The organism is Sphingomonas sp. 22R3R2A-7, from assembly GCF_036856055.1.
Lineage (GTDB): Bacteria > Pseudomonadota > Alphaproteobacteria > Sphingomonadales > Sphingomonadaceae > Sphingomonas.
In genome coordinates this window covers 3,239,635-3,253,215 of the sequence record NZ_JASPFR010000001.1, presented here as the reverse complement: position 1 = coordinate 3,253,215, position 13,581 = coordinate 3,239,635, and the positions used below count along the sequence as shown (strand labels likewise).

Sequence of the window (13,581 nt, the reverse complement as noted above, 5' to 3'; positions counted from 1 at the left end):
TCGCGGGGCCGTGCGTCAGGCGTAGGCGTACGGCCCACCCTTGGCGAGCGCCGCCTGATATGCGGGCCGCGCATGGATCTTGCTCAGCCACGCCATCGTCGCGGGCCGCGTCTCGTTCAGACCGCCCCGGCTCCGCGCGGCCTCGAGCGGGAAGCTCATCATGATGTCCGCGGCGGTCATCTGGTCCCCCGCGAACCACGGCCGCTGCGACAGTTCGGACTCGACATAATCGAGATGCACGTCGATCATCGGCTGGATCTTCTTCACCGCGATCTTCCCCATGACCGGAATCCGCGCGAGCACCAGCTTCAACAGCAGCGGGGGCATCATCGAGCCTTCCGCATAATGGAGGAAGAAGCGGTAGCGCAGCGCCGCGGCGCGCTTCGACGGCGCGCCGAGCCGACCATCCGCCTTGTCGACCAGATATTCGACGATCGCCCCCGTCTCGGCGATCACCAGCCCGCCATCGGCGTCGCGGTCGTCGATCACGGGGGACTTGCCGAGCGGATGCACCGCCTTCAACTCCGGCGGCGCGAGCATCGTCTCCTTGTTCCGCTCATAGCGCTTGATGTCATAGGGAAGACCAAGCTCCTCGAGCATCCAGAGAATACGTTGCGAGCGGGAGTTTTCGAGATGGTGAACGATGATCATGACGTCGTGCTTTCACAAGGGGCGACGGGCTTGTGTGCCGTCCATATCCAGGCCGCCGCAGGAAATTCCACCACGTCGCCAACACGGTAACGCTCGCAGGCCGTGACAAGATGCGCGATCCTCGCGGCGCGCTCGTCGTCGGGCGCATCGCGGATCCACGATGCGGCGGGACCGATACGGCGAAAATACGCCACCGCGTCCGCAACCGGATCGGGGCCCTCGCCCGCACGATAGGCGAACTCGACATAGTGCGGCGATGTCGTCTGCCAGCCCGCACGCGTCAGGATGGCATCGACATGCCCCGGATCGGCGAACGCGAACGGTCCGGGCGCAGTCGATACGGGCGCCCCGGATGCCCCGTCGTCGTCGCCGCCCGTCGCGGTCGTCTCCGTCGCCCAGCGATTTGCGGCGCGGTCAGCAAAGCACGAAAAGATCAGGGTCGCCCCCGGCGCTGCCGCGCGCGCGAGCGCTGCAAAACTGGCGACGGGGTCGGCGAAGAACATGACACCGTGGCGCGACATATAGAGTTCGACCGGCGCCCAGTCGTCGATTGCCGCGGTGACGTCCCCGCAGGTGAAGACAAGCCGGCCGGAGTCGGCTTCCGCGGGCACGCGCGACCGGGCAATCTCTATCAGCCGTGACGACAGGTCTATGCCAACGATACGCGCGCGCGGGACCGCGGTGCGGATCGCGCGCGCGATCGCGAGCGACGTCCCGCCTGCGCCGCATCCGATATCGACGATCGTTCGGGTATCTTTGCTGGTCGCGGCGATGACGGCAGCGTCGAGATGTCGCGACAGGCCGGCAAAGCTCCGGTCGGTGCGCACCCACTCGCTTGCCCAGATATCGCCTACGCGGTTGGTCCAGTCATACGCCTCGGTCATGCCTCGTCATAGACCGCGCCGCATCCCAAGACGAGGCGATACGTCATCGTCGATCATGGCGGATCGATCGGCCGATACGCAGTGCCAGCGCCAGATCTCGCCGTCGATCCGCCCGACGATACCGAGACGCTGACAACCGCGCGGCGCACCTATCCCGGCGCAATTACGGTGCTCGCCATCTCTCACGCAAAAAGGCCCGCCGTTGCCGACGGGCCTTTCCAAATCCGGTCAGTCCGGTGCCGGCGATCAGACGTCGTCGTCGGCTTCGGGACCTGCCATCATCTCTTCCGCGACCTTCTCGGTGCGTGCACGGATCGCCTTCTCGAGACGATCCGCGGTCTCGGGATTGTCCTTGAGGAACGTCTTCGAGTTTTCGCGGCCCTGGCCGAGACGGACGCTGTCGTAGCTGAACCAGGCACCCGATTTCTCGACGAGACCGGCCTTCACGCCGAGATCGAGAATCTCGCCGAGCTTCGAGACGCCCTGCCCGTACATGATGTCGAATTCGACCTGCTTGAACGGCGGCGCGACCTTGTTCTTCACGACCTTCACGCGGGTCTGGTTGCCCGTGACTTCCTCGCCGGTCTTGATCGCACCCGTGCGACGGATATCGAGCCGCACCGACGCATAGAATTTCAGCGCGTTGCCGCCCGTCGTCGTTTCGGGGTTCCCGTACATCACGCCGATCTTCATCCGCAGCTGGTTGATGAAGATGACCATGCAGCGCGAACGGCTGATCGACCCCGTCAGCTTGCGCAGCGATTGCGACATCAGGCGCGCCTGGAGGCCGACATGGCTATCGCCCATCTCGCCCTCGATTTCCGCACGCGGCACGAGTGCTGCGACCGAGTCGACGACGAGCACGTCGATCGCGTTCGAGCGGACCAGCGTGTCGACGATCTCGAGCGCCTGCTCACCGGTGTCGGGCTGCGACACGATCAGTTCGTCGATATTGACGCCCAGCTTCTTGGCATAGACCGGATCGAGCGCATGCTCGGCGTCGACGAATGCAGCCGTCCCGCCCGTCTTCTGCGCCTCGGCAATCACGTGCAGTGCAAGCGTCGTCTTGCCCGAGCTTTCCGGGCCGTAGATCTCGATCACGCGCCCGCGCGGCAGGCCACCGACGCCAAGCGCGATGTCGAGCCCGAGCGACCCCGTCGAGATGACCTCGACCTGCATCGTTTCCTTCGAACCCAGGCGCATCGCCGAGCCCTTGCCGAACGCACGGTCGATCTGCGCGAGAGCGGCGTCGAGCGCCTTCTGGCGGTCGTTGGTTGCGGTTGCCATGCCGGTGTTGATCACTTTCAAATTAGCGGCCATCGAAGAAGCTCCCATCGCTAAACCAAGCGCGCATGCCATTCAACGCGTCAAACGCAATGTATTCCATTTGTTCTCCAAGAACAAGAGCGGAACATGATACATCCCGCACGTTTGGCGCCCCGAGGTCGGTCGACATCGGTCCGATCGCGTTCGCGGGTCACACCAGCGTCGTCGCCAGCGTCCACCACCCCCGGGCCGCTGCCCCAGCGGCGGCGGCATCGCGCGCCGCGATCGTATCGAACACGGCAAAGCAGGTCGCGCCCGAGCCCGACATCCGCGCCAACACCACGCCGTCAGCGGCGTCGAGAAAGGACCGCACCTCTGCGATCACCGGTGCGAGCGCGACCGCGGGTGGCTCGAGGTCGTTGCGGCTTGCACGCGCACGCGAAAGCAGATCGCCTTCGGGGATCGGTCCGCGATCGAGCCCGTCCCAGGCGCCGAAGACCGTCGCGGTAGACACCGCGACGCCGGGATTGACCAGCAGCAAGGGTGTTCCGGCCAGCCCGGCGAGTTCGACCAGGACCTCGCCCTTGCCGACGCCAAGCGTCGTACGGCTGACAAGGCAGGCCGGCACGTCCGCACCGAGGCGGGCGGCGATCTGGTGAAGGCGCGGGTCGGTTGCCGCAATACCGTGAAGCCGGGCGAGCGCGCGAAGCGCCGCCGCCGCATCCGCCGAGCCGCCACCGATTCCCGAAGCGATCGGAAGATGCTTGTCGAGGATGATCGCGTGGCGCGCGTCGATGGCGAACATGGCGCCGAACGCGTCGGCGGCCGCAGTGACGAGGTTCCCGTGCCAAGGGGCGTTCCCGGACGTTTCCCGGGCAGCGGCGTGCGCGTGCGTTTCGTGGACGTCCGACCCGCCAGACGGGAGAAGCGCCGCGGCAAACGGGCCGACGATCGTGAAGCTGTTGGTCTGCGCGATCTCGACGGTTACGCGATCACCGTCCGCGGCGAAGGCGAACAGCGTCTCGAGTTCGTGATAGCCATCGGGCCGGCGCGCGCGGACGTGGAGCGCGAGGTTGATCTTGGCGGGCGCGGGTTCGGCGATCATGGTCATCGCCGCGCCGCTCCGGGCAGGCCATTCGCGATCTTGTCGGCGATCCGCGGCATGTCCTTGGCCTCCGCGGTCAGGCTGGCCGCGCGCCAGGCATAGCGTGCCTCGTATCGCCGTCCGACGGTCCAATAGGCATCGCCGAGATGATCGCTGATCTCCATGCTGGTCGGTTCGGCCTGTGCGGCCCGTTCGAGCAGCGGGAGCGCGCGCGGGGTCCTGCCCGACAGGTGATACGCCCATCCGAGCGAGTCGGTGATCGACGCATTTTGCGGATCGAGCCGGCTGGCACGCTCGAGCATGCCGGTCGACGCGGCGATGTCGTCGCCATGCTCGATCTGCGCAAACCCCAGATAATTCAGCGCGAGCGGTTCGGTCGGCGCCTGCGCGACCGCCCTGGCGAGCGCAACGCGGGCCTCGGGCCACCGCCCCGCCTGATCGAGCGCGCCACCATATTGCAGCCACGCGCTCCACGTCGCGTCGTTCGCCGCGACCACCTTGCCGTACCACCGCGCCGCCGCGACGGGATCGTTCGTCGTCACAAGCAGGTCGGCATAGCGTTGCCAGTCCGCGACCGCCGCCGTCTTCGCCTCCGCGCGCGCCGACGCCAGTGCCAGCGCTTCGGGTTCGCGGTCCGCATTCAGCAGGATATCGATCCGCTGGTTCATCGCGGCATCGGCGAACGCCCCTTTCGGATCGACGCCGTCGAGCACCGCGAGCGCGCGATCGACGATCGCGTTCCGCGCAAGCCCCGCCGCCAGAGACGACGCGGTTGCGATCGAAACCGGGATCGGCGAGCAAGGCCGCCTGCGCCAGCGCGACGGACAGCGGCGAGGGTTCGCCGCCAACGAGATCCCCCGCCAGGCGTCCCAGCAGCCGCGAGACGCCGATCGCAAGCGCCTGCTTGCGAGGCGCGTTGGCGAGCAGCGCGCGCGTTTCGGCAGCAAAACGGTTGGCGACCGGGTCCCTTGCCGCGGTCGCCAGGGCGGGCGTCGGATCCTGCCCCTCCGCGTGCGCGATCCACCCGTAGAGCGAGGGCGCGAGCACGACGAGCGGTCCCTTGGCCAGCGTAGCGACCGCTGCGCTTGCGGCGCTGGCATTGCCTTTGCGCGCCGCCTCCGCGAGCGGGAACAGCGCGGCGTCGGCAGGCGCGACCCCGGCCGCATTCAGAACGCGCGCCGCGCGGTCCACCAGCGCCATGTCGCCCGCCTCGATCCCCTCGCGATACGCGCGGATCGCGAGAACCGGATCAGCGGGATCCGCCGCGAGCGCCTGTGCATAGGCCGCCACCGCGACATCGACCCGGCCATCGGCATCGGCGGCACGCGCCTGGAGATAGGCCGACAAGTCGCTCGTCCCCGCCATGGCGGCGCTGGGCGCCATGCCGATGACGAGACCGAGCAACAGGCGTTTACATATTGGGATAGTTCGGGCCTCCACCGCCTTCGGGGACCACCCAGTTGATGTTCTGGGTGGGGTCCTTGATGTCGCAGGTCTTGCAGTGGACGCAATTCTGCGCGTTGATGACGAACTTGGGGTCACCGGTCTCTTCGCCCACCACCTCGTAAACGCCAGCCGGGCAATAGCGTTGCGCCGGCTCGTCGTACAACGGAAGGTTGTACGCGATCGGAACCGACGGGTCCTTCAGCGTCAGATGGACCGGCTGGTCCTCCTCGTGATTGGTGTTCGAGATGAACACCGAGGACAGGCGATCGAAGGTCAGCACGCCGTCCGCCTTGGGATAGACGATCGGCTTGACCAGGTCCTTGCGCCACAGGCTCTCGTGGTCGGGATGGTGATGCAGCGTGAACGGCACCTTCAAGCCCCAATGCTCGAGCCACATCGTCACGCCCGCCAGCCCCGACCCGAGGAAGTCCCCGAACTTCTTGACGAGCGGCACGACGTTGCGGACGACCGACAGCTCCTTCTTGACCCAGCTCTGCTCGAACGCCTGCGGATACGCCGCCAGCTCGTCATGACCACGCTGCGACACGATCGCATCGACCGCCGCCTCGGCCGCCATCATGCCCGACTTCATCGCGGTGTGCGTGCCCTTGATGCGCGGCACGTTGAGGAAGCCCGCGCTGTCGCCGATCAGCGCGGCGCCGGGCATCACGAGCTTGGGGATCGACTGCAGCCCGCCATCGCTGATCGCACGCGCGCCGTAGCTGACTCGCTTGGCGCCCTTGAGCAGCGCGGCGATCTCGGGGTGCGTCTTCCAGCGCTGCATCTCGTGGAACGGCGAGAGATGCGGGTTGGTGTAATTCAGCCACGTCACGAACCCAATCGAGACCTGACCGTTCGCCTGGTGATAGATCCAGCCGCCGCCGTTCGAGCCGTCGGTCTCGGTCAGCGGCCAGCCCTGCGTGTGGATGACGCGGCCGGGCGAATGAAGCGCGGGATCGATGTCCCACAGCTCCTTGATGCCGAGGCCGTAGACCTGCGGGTCGCTGTCCTTGGCGAGATCGAACTTCGCGATCAGCTGCTTGGTCAGGTGCCCGCGGCAGCCCTCGGAGAAGAAGGTGTATTTGGCGTGGAGTTCGAGCCCCGGGGTATAATCGCCCTTGTGCGTGCCGTCGCGCGCGACGCCCATGTCGCCGGTCGCGACGCCCTTCACCGATCCGTCGTCGTTGAACAGGATCTCGGCGGCGGCGAACCCTGGGAAGATCTCGACGCCGAGCTCCTCCGCCTTGCCCGCCATCCAGCGGCACAGGTTGCCGAGGCTGCCGGTATAGGTGCCCTTGTTGTGCATGAACGACGGCGTGACGAAGTGCGGCATCTCGCTCTTCTTCGTCTTGCTGAGGATCCAGTGATGGTTCTCGGTCACCGGCACTTCCGCCAGCGGGCAGCCGTCCTCGCGCCAGTCGGGGAGCAGTTCGTCGAGGCTTTTCGGGTCGATGACCGCGCCCGAGAGGATGTGCGCGCCGACCTCCGAGCCCTTTTCGAGCACACAGACCGAGATGTCCGCGTCCTTCTCGGCTGCCAGCTGTTTCAGACGGATCGCTGCCGAGAGGCCGGCCGGACCAGCGCCGACGATCACCACGTCGTAGGGCATCGATTCACGTGTCGTCATCATCGTCTCCCGGGGGATTTCCCCTGATTGCCCGGCATCCTGGCCGTCGCGCTCGTTCGGGCTCGGGCCGGCACCGTCTTGTCCATGTCTTCTTCGTTTAGGCGATTGCGCGAGTTGACCGCCACGTCAACTCCACAGCATAGGGTAAATGGTGGGGGCGGACCAAAACTTCGACTGGCAAAATGCCGTGCTGAGCACCCTCGACTGGTGGCAGGAGGCAGGTGTCGACACGCTCGTCGACGATGCGCCGCGCGACTGGTTCGCCGCACCGCAGGCCCCGACGCCAGCGATACCGGCGGCTGCGGTTCCCGTCGTTGCGCCATCGTCGATGCCGCACGCGCTCGCCGATTTCCTGACATGGCGAAATGGTCCGGACGTTCCCGAGGCGAGCTGGGGCGGCATATCGCTGACCGCGGCAGGCCCCGCTGACGCTACGGTCATGGTGCTTGTCGACTGCCCCGATCGCGACGATTGCGACGAGACGGGGGGCGGCGCGCTGTTGAGCGGGGCGTCCGGCCGGCTGCTCGACCGGATGCTCGCGGCCATCGGGCTGACCCGTTCGGAGGTCCATCTCGCGTCGGTCTGCGCCAAGCGCCCGACCGCCGGACGGATCCAGCGCGAGGTCGAGGATCGGCTTGCCGAGATCGCCAAGCATCATATCCAGCTGATCGCGCCCCCCGGCTGCTCCTGCTGGGGAATGCGGCGAGCCGTGCCATCCTCGGGATGGAATTGCAGGCAGCGCGTGGGCGTTTGCACGACTTTAACCATAAGACCGGAGAGACGGGGGTCGTTGCCAGCTTTCATCCGCGCTTCCTGATGGAAAAGCCGGCGGCAAAGGCAGAAGCCTGGAAGGACTTACAGATGCTGATGGCGGCAAAAGCGGCATGACCCGTACATTTGCAGCAGTGCTGCGCCATGGCGCGCTGCTCGGCGGTGTCGCGCTGACGATCCCGGCCTGGACCGCGCCAGCGACGGCCGCCCCCGCGGCGGTCGCCCCCGTCGATACCGGCGCGGCCGATGCCGGTGCCGACTCGCGGCTGGTCGGTGCGCCGACGCTCGAACAGATTCCCGACCAGCTCGATGCCGAGCAGCGCGGCGCCTATCGCCAGGTCTTCGCCGCGATCCGCGACGGCAAGTGGACCGATGCGCAGATCCAGCTCGACACGATGAAGCCCGGTCCGCTGCACGCGATTGCGCGTGCCGAGATGTACACCGCCAAGGGCTCCCCCAGGGTCGAGCTCGAGCCGCTGGTCGCGCTGCTCAACGAAGCGCCCGAATTGCCCGAGGCCGAGCAGGTCGCACGTCTCGCCTCGCTGCGGGGCGCGGTCGGCCTCCCCCTGCCCGTCGCACAGCGATTGATCTGGCAGGACGGTGCGCCGCGCCGCGTCCGCGCGAAGAGCCTCAAGGGCGACCTGATCGCAGCCGATCTCGCGCTCAAGATGCAGCCTTACGTCAAGGCGGACATGGGCCGCGAGGCACAGTCGCTGCTCGACAGCACGGTCGGGCTTACGCCGGAGGCGCTGACCGAGTGGCAGCAGAAGATCTCGTGGATCTATTTCCTGCAGGGTGACGATGCCAATGCGCGCGTCATGGCTGCCAAGGCGCAGGACGGCGTCGGCGAATGGGCCGTGCAGGCCCGCTGGGTCGGCGCGTTGTCCGCTTGGCGCCAGAATGACTGCGCGAGCGCCGGCGCGGGATTCGAAGGCGTCGCAGCGCGCGCGGGCGATGTCGATCTGCGCGCCGCCGCGCTCTACTGGACGGCGCGGTCGGACATGGTCTGCGGACGGCCCGACAAGATCGAGGGCCGGCTGAAGACCGCGGCGCAGTTCAGCGAAAGCTTCTACGGGCAGCTCGCGCGCCAGCAACTCGCGATGAAGGACAAGGGCACCCGCGTCGGCGGCGTCGTTGCCAGCGACTGGAACGTCGTCGGCAAGCGCCCCAATGTCCGGGTCGCCGCGGCACTGGTCGAGGTCGGCGAGACCGACCTGGCGGACACCGTCATCCGCCAGCAGGCAAAGATCGGCGATCCGCGCGAGTTCGCGCATCTGGTCCGCGTCGCCGAGGCGTTGAGCCTGCCGGCGACGACGGTGTGGCTCGCCCATAACTGCCCGCAAGGGGTCACCTCGACCGCCGAAGCACGCTACCCCACCCCGAACTGGACGCCCGACAGCGGCTGGCGCGTCGAGAAGGCGCTGGTCTATGCGCACACGCTCGAGGAATCGCGCTTCCGCAACTCGGTGCGCAGCCCGGCCGGTGCATATGGACTCATGCAGATCATGCCCGCCGCCGCGACCGACTTCGCGCGCGAACGCGGCACGTCGATCGACCTCAAGGCGCTGACCAAGCCGTCGACCAACATGGATATCGGCCAGCGCCATCTCGAGCGCCTCCGCGATATGGCAGGCGTCACCGGCGGCCTGCTGCCCAAGGTGATCGCCGCGTATAACGCCGGGCCGCGACCCGTCGGCGACTGGAACGCGATCGTCCACGATAATGGCGATCCGCTGCTCTATATCGAGAGCATTCCCTATTGGGAGACGCGCGGATACGTGACGACGGTGCTGCGCAATTACTGGATGTACGAGGCGCAAGGCGGCAAGAAAGCGTCGACCAGCCGGACCGCGCTGTCGCAGGGCATGTGGCCACGCTTTCCCGGCCTGCCCGGCGCGGTCGCGATACGCATGAATGCCACGCCGAACCGCCGCGCGAGCGCAAGCACTGCCACTTTGGGCAACGCCATACAGCCGAACATCGCGGTCAACGCGCGCGTCGGGATGCAGTCGACCACCGTCACGCGGGCTGACTGAACGCCATGCCGATCGACGAAAGCCGGACCTTCCTCCCGGTCCGCATCGCCGTGCTGACCGTATCGGATACGCGCGGGCTGGCCGAAGACCGCTCCGGCGACACGCTGGTCGCGCGCCTTGCCGAGGCGGGTCACATCCTCGCCGACCGCCGGATCGAGAAGGACGATGTCGACACGATCGTCGCGCGGCTCCATGCCTGGATCGAGGATCCCGAGGTCGACTGCGTCATCACGACCGGCGGCACGGGCGTCACCGGGCGCGACGTCACGCCCGAGGCGGTCGAACGGGTCGCGGAGAAAATGATCCCGGGCTTTGGCGAGCTCTTCCGCATGTTGAGCTACAAGACGATCGGCACCTCGACCGTCCAGTCGCGCGCCTGCGCATGCGTTGCGCACGGAACCTACATCTTCGCCCTGCCCGGATCGACGGGAGCGGTGAAGGATGGATGGGACGGTATCCTGCGCGATCAGCTCGACAGCCGCCACCGGCCCTGCAACTTCGTCGAACTGATGCCGCGCCTGCTCGAACGCTAGATCGCGGTCACGCCGGATCGCTCGGTTTTGCCGCGCGGATCAGGTCGGTCAGCTGGCGGTTGATCGAGGCGCCGTGGAGATGGAGGTGCACCGCCTCATAGCCCTCGCGCCGAAGCCGCTGGCGCAGCGCGTTGATCGACTCGCACTCGCCCGATCGCGCCAGTTCGAACGCCCGTTCCATCGTCGTCATGTTTTCCGCCATGGCCTCGCCTACGCGCAATCATGGCGGAGTGCGAGCATGCAAAGGGCCGGTACGGCACAGATTGATGCAAAGCCCTGATTATTGGCGTTAACGTCGTATCAGGATTAACGCAGGATAGGTGACCCGAGACGGTCCTGCCATGGGGGACGGACCGGACGGGAAATCACTGTCATGCGCACCATTCACCTGCTCGCCCTGTTGACCGCCGGAACGCTCGCGGCACCGGTTGCCGCGCAGTCCTATGACGGCGTTCCACTCGATTCGCGCGGCAATCCGGCGAGCCTGGTATCGGGGCTGCGCGTCGAGCCGCGGATCGGATATGAACGGGTCATCGCCGAGTTGAACACCGAAACGGCCACCGATTCGAACAGCGTCCGCGAGGCGAAGAGCGGCGTAACCTATGGCGGCGAGGTCGGGTACGACGCGCAGGTCGGCAGCGACACCGTATTGGGCGTCTATGCCGGCATCGAGGGATCGAGCGCGAAAACCTGTGCGAGCGACCTGTTCTTTCCCGACAACGGCGATCGTACCTGCCTCGCGACCGATCGCAACCTGACGGTCGGCGCACGCGGCGGCTATCTGTTGTCGCAGACGACCTTCCTGTACATCAAGGGCGGGTTTTCGCGCGGACGTCTCGAGCTGCGCAACACCAACGCGGCCGTTCCCGCGAATAACTTTTCCGAGAAGGATTCGCTCAGCGGCTTCCACGCCGGCGCCGGAATGCAGACCAGCTTCTCGCCGCGCTTCTATGGCAAGGTCGAATATGTCTACACCGACTATAACGGCTATGAGACGTTCGACGGCGTGACCAAGACCAGCCTCGACTTCAGCCGCCACCAGGTGAACGCAGGCTTCGGCGTCCGCTTCTGATCCACGGGACGAGGCGGGCGGCGTCGATGCCGCCCGCCTTGTTCTTTATTTGTTCCGGGCGGTCTGCTATCATCCCGGGATGACCAAACCGCGTCCCGTCCGCGGTGCGACGCTCAACGGCGAAAGCACGCGCTTCAATCTGCCGCAGACCGAGGCCGATGGCGACTGGCTGGATGCGCGCACGGACATCGACGGGGTCGTTCCGCGATTGCGCACGACGGTGACCGTGGAGCGCGCGCGGACGATCATATCGCGCAACGCCTCCCCCGACGTACCGTTCGACCGCTCGATCAATCCCTATCGCGGCTGCGAGCATGGCTGCATCTATTGTTTCGCGCGACCCAGTCATGCGTTCCACGATTTGTCGCCGGGACTCGATTTCGAAACACGGTTGTTTGCCAAACCCGACGCGGCCGACCTGCTGCGTGTCGAGCTCGGCAAGCCGGGCTATACGGCGCGGCCGATGGCGCTCGGGACCAATACCGATCCGTATCAACCGATCGAGGCGGATTGGCGGATCACGCGGAGCATTCTCGAAGTGCTCGCGGAGACCGATCACCCGGTGACGATCACGACCAAATCGGATCGCGTGGTTCGCGACATCGATCTGCTCGCACCGATGGCCGCCAAGCGTCTCGCGACGGTGGCGATGTCGATTACCTCGCTCGACCCCGGGATCGCCGCGACGATCGAGACGCGCGCTCCGCATCCCGAACGTCGGCTGAAGGCCGTGCGAACGCTCGCCGATGCCGGGATTCCGGTGTTCGTGTCGATATCGCCCGTCATCCCCGCGATCACCGATCACGAAATCGAGCATCTGCTGGCGCGTGCGGCCGAGGCAGGCGCGACGTTCGCCTTCTTCATCCCCGTACGGCTGCCGTGGGAAGTCGCGCCGCTGTTTCGCGCATGGCTCGACGAGCATTTTCCCGATCGTGCGGGCAAGGTGATGGCGACGATCCAGTCGATCCGCGGCGGGCGCGACAATGACCCGGGCTTCGGCACGCGGATGAAGGGCCAGGGACCCTGGGCGGATCTGCTACAGACCCGGTTCGCGATCGCCTGCCGCAAGCACGGGCTCAATACCGATAGGATCGGATTGCGCAGCGACCTGTTCCGTCCACCCCGCGGGCCGCAGGGCGACCTGTTCGCATAACCAGGCCGCGACGATACGACGCGTGCTTATATGTGCGTCACGAGCCTGAGACCGTCGGGGGCGATGTCGACCCCAAGGCCGCGGTAATCGACGACACTGGGATATTCCGCGGCGACGGTGGATGCGGCGCCGTGCGTCGCGGTGATAGCGAGCACGTCGGAGCCCGCCGCCGTCGCCGCCGTGAAACCCGCCGCCGCGTCTTCGAACACCAGGCAATCCGCCGGTGCAACGCCGAGCCTTTGCGCGCCAAGCATGAAACAGTCCGGTGCCGGTTTGCCGGTCGTGACGTCTTCCGCCGCGATCATCCCCGTCGGGACCGACAGACCGGCGGCGCGCAGGCGACACTCGGCAAGCGCACGTGGGGCCGACGTCACGATCGTCCAGCGTTCGGACGGCAGCCGCGCGAGGAACGCCGCGGCGCCCGCGATCGGCGAGATATCCGCCACGTCCTCCATCTCCGCCGCGGTGATCGCCGCTGCCTCTGCGACGGGATCGACGCCCGGCAGGTTCAGTCGCCTGATCGTCTCGACCGACCGGACACCGTGGATCGTTGGCAGAAACGTGGCGACGTCGAGCCCGTGCGCGATCGCCCAACGCGTCCAGCACCGCTCCGCCGAGGCGATCGACGTCAGGATGGTACCATCCATGTCGAACATAAACGCCTGGTACTGTCGCGTGGGGATCATGGGGACGCTCATATGCGAAAAGACCGATAGGGCACAAAGAAAAGGCCGTCCCGGTTTCCCGGAACGGCCTGTATTCACGTATCAGGTGAAGCTTAGATGTCGTCGCCGAGTGCGCCCTTGACGCTGCCCTTGACATTCTGTGCAGTACCCTTGGCCTGCTGTGCTTCGCCCTCGGCGACCAGACGGTCGTTGTCGGTCGCCTTGCCGACGGCTTCCTTGACGTTGCCTGCGACCTTGTTGCCTGCTGCTGCGACCTTGTCGGTGAACTCGCCCATCAGAGCCTCCATCTGTTTCGCGACACGCCAGTCGTGCCGCTCTGAACTTGTGAAGGTATAACGGTCATGTTTACCG

Annotated in this window: 14 protein-coding genes; 5 read left to right on the top strand and 9 right to left on the bottom strand. The window is 66.6% G+C overall.

The genetic code is table 11. The features are described 5' to 3' along the window. Nucleotides 1–15 precede the first annotated feature (15 nt). The 6 genes from QP165_RS15555 to QP165_RS15530 all read right to left on the bottom strand — a co-directional run bounded on the left by QP165_RS15555 (nucleotide 16) and on the right by QP165_RS15530 (nucleotide 6,979). Complete coding sequence (locus tag QP165_RS15555; protein WP_056021100.1) at nucleotides 16–651, bottom strand: glutathione S-transferase family protein; 636 nt, start codon at nucleotides 649–651, stop codon at nucleotides 16–18. Next, a complete protein-coding gene (locus tag QP165_RS15550; protein WP_333996301.1) occupies nucleotides 648–1,535 on the bottom strand; it encodes a class I SAM-dependent methyltransferase in 888 nt (295 codons plus the stop codon). Before QP165_RS15550 ends, QP165_RS15555 begins: the two co-directional genes overlap by 4 nt. Nucleotides 1,536–1,781: 246 nt before the next feature. Beyond that, a complete protein-coding gene (gene recA, locus QP165_RS15545) occupies nucleotides 1,782–2,855 on the bottom strand; it encodes a recombinase RecA (RefSeq protein WP_056021090.1) in 1,074 nt (357 codons plus the stop codon). Nucleotides 2,856–3,012: 157 nt separating this feature from the next. Then, on the bottom strand, nucleotides 3,013–3,906 hold the full coding sequence (locus tag QP165_RS15540) for a 4-(cytidine 5'-diphospho)-2-C-methyl-D-erythritol kinase (RefSeq protein WP_333997051.1): 894 nt from the start codon (nucleotides 3,904–3,906) through the stop codon (nucleotides 3,013–3,015). 2 nt (nucleotides 3,907–3,908) lie between these two features. Continuing rightward, nucleotides 3,909–4,754 carry a tetratricopeptide repeat protein gene (locus QP165_RS15535; RefSeq protein WP_333996300.1) on the bottom strand — a complete coding sequence of 282 codons (846 nt, stop codon included), beginning with the start codon at nucleotides 4,752–4,754 and terminating at the stop codon, nucleotides 3,909–3,911. A gap of 563 nt (nucleotides 4,755–5,317) precedes the next feature. Then, nucleotides 5,318–6,979 (bottom strand): electron transfer flavoprotein-ubiquinone oxidoreductase, encoded by a 1,662-nt coding sequence (locus QP165_RS15530; protein ID WP_056022236.1) that lies wholly within the window; start codon nucleotides 6,977–6,979, stop codon nucleotides 5,318–5,320. Between the two features lie 187 nt (nucleotides 6,980–7,166). On the opposite strand from QP165_RS15530, the gene QP165_RS15525 reads away from it, so the two are divergent. From QP165_RS15525 to moaB, 3 genes are all read left to right on the top strand, one after another. Then, the gene (locus tag QP165_RS15525; protein WP_333996299.1) at nucleotides 7,167–7,796 is read left to right on the top strand and encodes a uracil-DNA glycosylase family protein; all 630 of its coding nucleotides are present in this window, start codon (nucleotides 7,167–7,169) and stop codon (nucleotides 7,794–7,796) included. A gap of 67 nt (nucleotides 7,797–7,863) precedes the next feature. Next, complete coding sequence (locus QP165_RS15520) at nucleotides 7,864–9,786, top strand: lytic transglycosylase domain-containing protein (protein ID WP_333996298.1); 1,923 nt, start codon at nucleotides 7,864–7,866, stop codon at nucleotides 9,784–9,786. Between the two features lie 5 nt (nucleotides 9,787–9,791). Continuing rightward, nucleotides 9,792–10,319, top strand: coding sequence for a molybdenum cofactor biosynthesis protein B (gene moaB / locus QP165_RS15515; RefSeq protein WP_333996297.1), 528 nt, complete (start codon nucleotides 9,792–9,794; stop codon nucleotides 10,317–10,319). Nucleotides 10,320–10,326: 7 nt separating this feature from the next. On the opposite strand, the gene QP165_RS15510 is transcribed toward moaB, so the two are convergent. Beyond that, nucleotides 10,327–10,521 carry a hypothetical protein gene (locus QP165_RS15510; protein ID WP_056021075.1) on the bottom strand — a complete coding sequence of 65 codons (195 nt, stop codon included), beginning with the start codon at nucleotides 10,519–10,521 and terminating at the stop codon, nucleotides 10,327–10,329. Nucleotides 10,522–10,692: 171 nt separating this feature from the next. Here QP165_RS15510 and QP165_RS15505 point away from each other — a divergent pair, with 171 nt between their 5' ends. Then, entirely contained in the window at nucleotides 10,693–11,391 is a 699-nt protein-coding gene (locus QP165_RS15505) for an outer membrane protein (protein ID WP_333996296.1), read from the top strand. Nucleotides 11,392–11,470: 79 nt separating this feature from the next. Continuing rightward, nucleotides 11,471–12,544 carry a PA0069 family radical SAM protein gene (locus QP165_RS15500; protein ID WP_333996295.1) on the top strand — a complete coding sequence of 358 codons (1,074 nt, stop codon included), beginning with the start codon at nucleotides 11,471–11,473 and terminating at the stop codon, nucleotides 12,542–12,544. Between the two features lie 26 nt (nucleotides 12,545–12,570). On the opposite strand, the gene QP165_RS15495 is transcribed toward QP165_RS15500, so the two are convergent. Both QP165_RS15495 and QP165_RS15490 read right to left on the bottom strand, forming a co-directional pair. After that, nucleotides 12,571–13,230, bottom strand: a complete 660-nt coding sequence (locus QP165_RS15495) for an HAD-IA family hydrolase (protein ID WP_333996294.1) — start codon at nucleotides 13,228–13,230, stop codon at nucleotides 12,571–12,573. A 92-nt stretch (nucleotides 13,231–13,322) separates the two neighbouring features. Next, the gene (locus QP165_RS15490; RefSeq protein ID WP_055875955.1) at nucleotides 13,323–13,505 is read right to left on the bottom strand and encodes a CsbD family protein; all 183 of its coding nucleotides are present in this window, start codon (nucleotides 13,503–13,505) and stop codon (nucleotides 13,323–13,325) included. Nucleotides 13,506–13,581 lie beyond the last annotated feature (76 nt).

What these genes read in the sequence shown, in the direction of transcription:
- QP165_RS15555 (WP_056021100.1), bottom strand. Translation starts at nt 651, where the DNA reads ATGATCATCGTTCACCATCTCGAAAACTCCCGCTCGCAACGTATTCTC.
- QP165_RS15550 (WP_333996301.1), bottom strand. Translation starts at nt 1,535, where the DNA reads ATGACCGAGGCGTATGACTGGACCAACCGCGTAGGCGATATCTGGGCA.
- recA (WP_056021090.1), bottom strand. Translation starts at nt 2,855, where the DNA reads ATGGCCGCTAATTTGAAAGTGATCAACACCGGCATGGCAACCGCAACC.
- QP165_RS15540 (WP_333997051.1), bottom strand. Translation starts at nt 3,906, where the DNA reads ATGATCGCCGAACCCGCGCCCGCCAAGATCAACCTCGCGCTCCACGTC.
- QP165_RS15530 (WP_056022236.1), bottom strand. Translation starts at nt 6,979, where the DNA reads ATGACGACACGTGAATCGATGCCCTACGACGTGGTGATCGTCGGCGCT.
- QP165_RS15520 (WP_333996298.1), top strand. Translation starts at nt 7,864, where the DNA reads ATGACCCGTACATTTGCAGCAGTGCTGCGCCATGGCGCGCTGCTCGGC.
- moaB (WP_333996297.1), top strand. Translation starts at nt 9,792, where the DNA reads ATGCCGATCGACGAAAGCCGGACCTTCCTCCCGGTCCGCATCGCCGTG.
- QP165_RS15510 (WP_056021075.1), bottom strand. Translation starts at nt 10,521, where the DNA reads ATGGCGGAAAACATGACGACGATGGAACGGGCGTTCGAACTGGCGCGA.
- QP165_RS15505 (WP_333996296.1), top strand. Translation starts at nt 10,693, where the DNA reads ATGCGCACCATTCACCTGCTCGCCCTGTTGACCGCCGGAACGCTCGCG.
- QP165_RS15500 (WP_333996295.1), top strand. Translation starts at nt 11,471, where the DNA reads ATGACCAAACCGCGTCCCGTCCGCGGTGCGACGCTCAACGGCGAAAGC.
- QP165_RS15495 (WP_333996294.1), bottom strand. Translation starts at nt 13,230, where the DNA reads ATGATCCCCACGCGACAGTACCAGGCGTTTATGTTCGACATGGATGGT.
- QP165_RS15490 (WP_055875955.1), bottom strand. Translation starts at nt 13,505, where the DNA reads ATGGGCGAGTTCACCGACAAGGTCGCAGCAGCAGGCAACAAGGTCGCA.